Source organism: Pseudomonas sp. R62 (assembly GCF_000257605.1).
In the GTDB taxonomy this organism is placed as follows: domain Bacteria; phylum Pseudomonadota; class Gammaproteobacteria; order Pseudomonadales; family Pseudomonadaceae; genus Aquipseudomonas; species Aquipseudomonas atacamensis.
In genome coordinates this window covers 3582312-3587361 of record NZ_JH635998.1, presented here as the reverse complement: position 1 = coordinate 3587361, position 5050 = coordinate 3582312, and the positions used below count along the sequence as shown (strand labels likewise).

The window sequence follows — 5050 nt, the reverse complement described above, 5'->3', positions numbered from 1 at the left end:
GTTTCAGCAGAATCTTCCGGTGGAGAATCTGCGGGTGACTTCTCAGAGAACTTGCCACTTAACAGAATCCCCAACTTGCCCTTCGGATTAAGGTAATCAGCATGCACAGTCGCAATCAGTCGGGGGGGGCTCGCCAAAAGCTTGTCCTTGCACTCTGAACTGTGCACACACAACGGCGCCGACCACTGCCCGTTCTGTGTCATGAATGCCAGATTGATCACCAATTTGCTCGGGCTGAAAGCCTCCGCTGCGCTGCCGACGACCGCGTCACGCCATTCGGCCCAGACCACACATAACCGGCCATTCCAGAACACCGGGCGGATATCCAGCACCTGATTGGTGGTGGGGATTTCCACCGCTTGCCATTCACTCCAGGCCGCCGGGTTGACCGCCGCGCTGGCCGGGCTCAGTTCGATCTCGGCCTTGCGCCAAAAATACTGAAACGGCTGCACTCGCTGCCGCCCCAGGAAGTAGTAATCGGCTTTGGCTGGTGTCATGCCATCCATGAAACAGCTGATCACATCGAGATCGCAGATTTTTTCGAATGCCTGTAGATACTCCTGCAGCGCAGCCTGCACGGTATCGTTGTTCAAACGGGCCTGGTTAAGGTTGTTTTCCAGATTTCTGAACAGACTGGTTTTGCGCAGTCGCACTGATGGAATGATGAAATTTTCCGGATAGCATGGAATTTTGTGCATCGCCGCCCAATCGGAATAATTGCTGTAAAAAATCCATTCGTGCAGATGACGCTTGTCGAACTCATGATCTCCAAAGCCTGGCTCCAGCTTTCGATACACCGCATGAATGTACTGCTGCACACAGCTTGTCGCTTCGGCAACTCTGGAACTCTTCACCTGATAGGTGTCAAGCGGGTCGATGCGCAGCAATTCAAACAGATCGTCAGGCGTTTTCAGAAACGGGTATCGGGTATTGGCCACTTGACCAATGCAGTATTCGAGCAGGGCCGAGCGACGTTTTTCCAGCAGCCCGCCAATGTTACTCAGTGCCATGATCTCGCTCCTTGGAATATGGCCCGGGGACAAACGTTCGCCAGGCAGTACGCAACGTCCTGCCACTAGCTCCGGGCGAACGTGATGGCATTGGTGAATATTCTTTCGCTTTCCCCAGACTGAGTGCGAACACTGAACACGAATGTGCCGCCCGTCCTGCTTGAAACAAAAACCCGTGTAAGCCCCTGCTGATCAGTAAAACCCTGCGCCGGCCGAATAGTGACGGCATCCCTCTTGGCGGGCGCTTCGATTGTCCAGAACCACTCCACCAGCGAGTTCTGTCCGCGGTTTCCGTAGGCGTCTTCCAGCACCGCATAAAGTTCTACTTCATGGCCGTATTCCACTGTATCCAGAGGCGTAGGTGAAAGTTCCTCAAGCGGGAAAAACAGCGTAGCGAAATCGGCCGTGATCTCGATGGAAGGGGCATATTGCGGCTCGAACAAATCCAGCCAGAGCAATGGCGTGTCGTGACCCATGACATTGCCGGGAATAAACTCGGCCACAAGCGTCCCGTCGATCAGGGTGGTGTCGTCCTTAATGGTGCCCAAAGTGGCGCGCCAATGGACGGTGACGCCACTCAGCGGCTCCCCGTTGGCGTCTTTGAGGGTCACCTTGTAAGTGACTTTTTCGCCTGGCTTATTGGCCACAACGGTGCTGTTATCCACCACTTCGCACGTCATCGTGACCAGCCCTGTGACGTCGCCCGGTGCATGCACAATTGGCGCCTGCGCACTGGACTCGCCGAGCAGGGCATGTTCAGCGGCCTTGGCGTAGGAACTTTTGTCGACCGTCTCGGGCAGATTACCGATGAGAAAAATCGTTAACGCATCCATACCGGTCGCGGTGGACAGCGTCAGCACGCGCATCAACAAATCGAGCTGGCTGAGGTTCTTCAGAATCCCGTCGGCATCGATGCGGCTGACACATTCGCGCACTTCCTGCACGCTCCAGCCAAAAAAATTCGCCAGCTTGATGGCAGACGCTTGTTGCGCAAGCCTTTTCGCATCACCGCTGACTGCCGGCAATGCGTTGACCTGACGCAGGTAATCCAAAAGCTTCTGTGGCGATTGGCCGCTCGCGGCTGAGGCGAGGGCAAAAGCGCGAGTGAGCGTCGTCAGGTAATAAAGAGTGCGCACCGTCAACGTATGTTTGTCGGCCTGAACAAGCCAGTCCGTGTAGCCGCTATCCAGATATTCCTGCAACAGCGCGGCGCTTAACCCAAGTGTCGACACCACCTCACTGCGCCGACGAATTTCAGCCAGCAGATCAAATGATGCGCTTGCGGCTCGGTCGCGTGTACGGCCGGACGCCTCGGCTTGCATATCGGTTCGCTCCAATACATGCAGGAGTAATTGATGCACCGTGACGCCTGCCCAATCCAGGACCAGCAACGCTTGATCCACACCCACGCCGGCGTATGCCGCCAGCGTCTCCCTTACCAGCGAAGTCTGAGCATCGCGCATCTGTAGAAAAGCACTGACCATGCTGGTGATGATGTTCTGCCGCAATGCTGGCTCGATCTCACCCAAGGCGCTATTGACCGCCCATGAGATCTTTTGAAGGACGAAGGCCGGATACGTCTCAGCGCCTTGCTCATAGGGCAGGATCAGACCATACAAATCGGTTATCGGCCCCAGGCTGTCGGCGGACGTCGCGAGGAATTCGATCCAGTCGGTAGCACCGGCGGTCGGTACGCCAGCCATGAGGAAAGTGCTATTGGACAGCTGTGCCGTCGGCAGCAAATTGCGAATCTGCTCGAAAAACTGCTCATCCTGTTCGGACAGTTCCTGTACCGGTGGCGCGTCGACCGCATGCTGCAACATCCACGACACCGGCAGATTGTTTTGCGCGCACCACTGCACGCAACTTTGCATAGCTTCGATCAGTTCCAGCGCATCCGGTAAACCGTCCGGAACATCGTGAATGACAGGGACACCGGCGAAGCGGCTGATCCACTCATCGCCGCCCAGCATCGACAGCATCAGTACACCTTCAACCGGTGTGATGTTCAACAGCCGGGGCAGCGACACCAAACGATAAAAACTTGAGATGATCGCTGCGTTGCGATTCAGTGTTTCGGTCAAGCCATAAGCCTTGGCCACTGTTTTCGCCAGAACGTAATAAGTCTGCGGATCAATCGCCAGGCCACTGCAGAGCTGGCTGATCGTCAGATCCACCATGCCAGGCACAGGTGTTACCGCAAACGCACCGTTGTCGAGCTTGAAAGGTTCGCGATAGCCTGATTCGAAATTGAACAACTGATCGAACTGCGAAAGCGCTTCGCCGCGGCCATAAACCGACATCTCACCGATAAAAACCGCGAAGTCCGCGGCAGTGCATTGGTAGCGCTCGCGCAACTTTTGAAACAAGCCAAGTGCATGCACGACGCCATTGGTTATTTCCATTTTGTCTGAAGAGTCTTCAGGCCGATTGCCGAGCGCTGTCGCCCTGATGGCAGCTGCCAACACTACGTCTACCTGATCGAACGGCAATCCGGTCCAGCTCGCCAGGCGCACCATCCGATTCAGTCGGTCATAACGATTGAACCCGATGGACTCGTCGGGATTTGCCGTCAATCGATGCCGAAGCTCGCTTGCATTATCGATACGCACCGCCGGCGCAGTGTTGTCATTGATATAAATTGACCCCGAGCGCTCGCTTTCCGGATGCTCGGGCTTGTCATCTATATAGGTAACATTGGTCGAGCGCACCGGAGCAAAGTCGCCAATCGACAGCAGGGCTTCGATCTGCCGACTGTCGAGCTTGGTGCGCTCACCCAGGAACACCACCTGATTGAGGAACAGGTATTCGTCGAGCTTGGTGGTACCAAAGTTTTGCGCAAAGAAACTTTCGCGATCTTCGAAATCTGCCCGGGTTTCTGTCAGCAACAGGCGCTGATAAGGGCCAAGCCGCGAAGCATGGGCGAAACCCTTTGCAGTATTGGCACCCCGACCATTGGTTTGCAGAAAATACGGATAAGAGAGGTCGACCCGGTGCTCAAAGTCGCCCACCGACAGATCATGAACCTGCGCGATACCATCAATCGTGACCCAATGCTGGTAATAAGGCAGGCCGTTGGGGTAGCGAGCTGCGATCAGCGCGTCTTCGATCGAATCGACATCTGTATTCGCCGCAATGAATTTTTCCAGCACCTCGACGATGATGTCCACAGACGAGATCGACTGATAAACCGCATTGAAGTCGACGCTCAGTGCCAGCAAATCCGTGCGCCGGTTATGCAGCGCATATTTTTCTTCCTTGTTGATGCCCTCCAGACGGTCACGAACCCAGCGCAACAAGTCGATCAGATAGGCTACTGGCGACCAGATGGACTCCAGCGCATCTGGCGGGCACAGTGCAGCAAAATCGGTACCGATCAGAGCGTGATAATTGGGACCGTCCACGATCGATAGCAAACCGCTGGAGCTGCGCTTTGGCGCGTCCCTGTTCCCCCTCAGCGTCCTCTCGATAAACTGGCGCCGCTGAGAGGTGGCTATGCTGTTGGCGCCGCGCCAGAATTGTTGCGCTTGCTCAAAGCTGAGTTGCGAGTGCTGCTGGAGCATGCCTTGAACACCCTTTTCAACCAGTGGATAAATTGATCCACCGTTTTCCAGGTAAGTCTCGAGGTTCTGCAGTCCGACGTCCTGTGCTCGTTGTTTCTCGCTGAACAACTGGTCGAACAGTTGCAGGGCGGGACGGCGCGAATCAACCATGATCAGATTCCTTTAGGCGACAACTGGCCCGCACAGCCCGACATCCTTCGTCGGGCTGCACATTCAATAAGTACGATTTAGCGCTGCGAAAGCCGTTCAGTCCACTGTCATTTATGACAGGTTTGATAACCGTTCGTCGGAAGTCAGGCTTGAGGAATTGTTCTGGAAAGGCGCGCGCCTTCGACTTCAAAACGCGCACTATCGGCCCAATCGGATATCGTCGCGTCATCCGCTGCGTCAGTCAGCGTCTGCCGGAATCGGTACCAGTTACCCGCCAGCGGCAGTGCCCGCGTCGCCTCCCCGCGCCACTTCTCATCGACCACAGGT

At 55.7% G+C, this 5050-nt stretch carries 3 protein-coding genes; all 3 read right to left on the bottom strand.

Annotated features, from left to right (window positions below; translation table 11 throughout):
• The coding region (locus OQK_RS30470) for a neuraminidase-like domain-containing protein (RefSeq protein ID WP_038861036.1) at window positions 1–1010 on the bottom strand (1010 nt) is incomplete at its 3' end.
• 65 nt (window positions 1011–1075) lie between these two features.
• Window positions 1076–4723 carry a Tc toxin subunit A gene (locus OQK_RS17185; RefSeq protein WP_016773467.1) on the bottom strand — a complete coding sequence of 1216 codons (3648 nt, stop codon included), beginning with the start codon at window positions 4721–4723 and terminating at the stop codon, window positions 1076–1078.
• A 143-nt stretch (window positions 4724–4866) separates the two neighbouring features.
• The coding region (locus OQK_RS31405; RefSeq protein ID WP_238537199.1) for a hypothetical protein at window positions 4867–5050 on the bottom strand (184 nt) is incomplete at its 5' end.

Coding starts and splice junctions, on each gene's coding strand:
- OQK_RS17185 (WP_016773467.1), bottom strand. CDS start 4,723: ATGGTTGATTCGCGCCGTCCCGCCCTGCAACTGTTCGACCAGTTGTTC.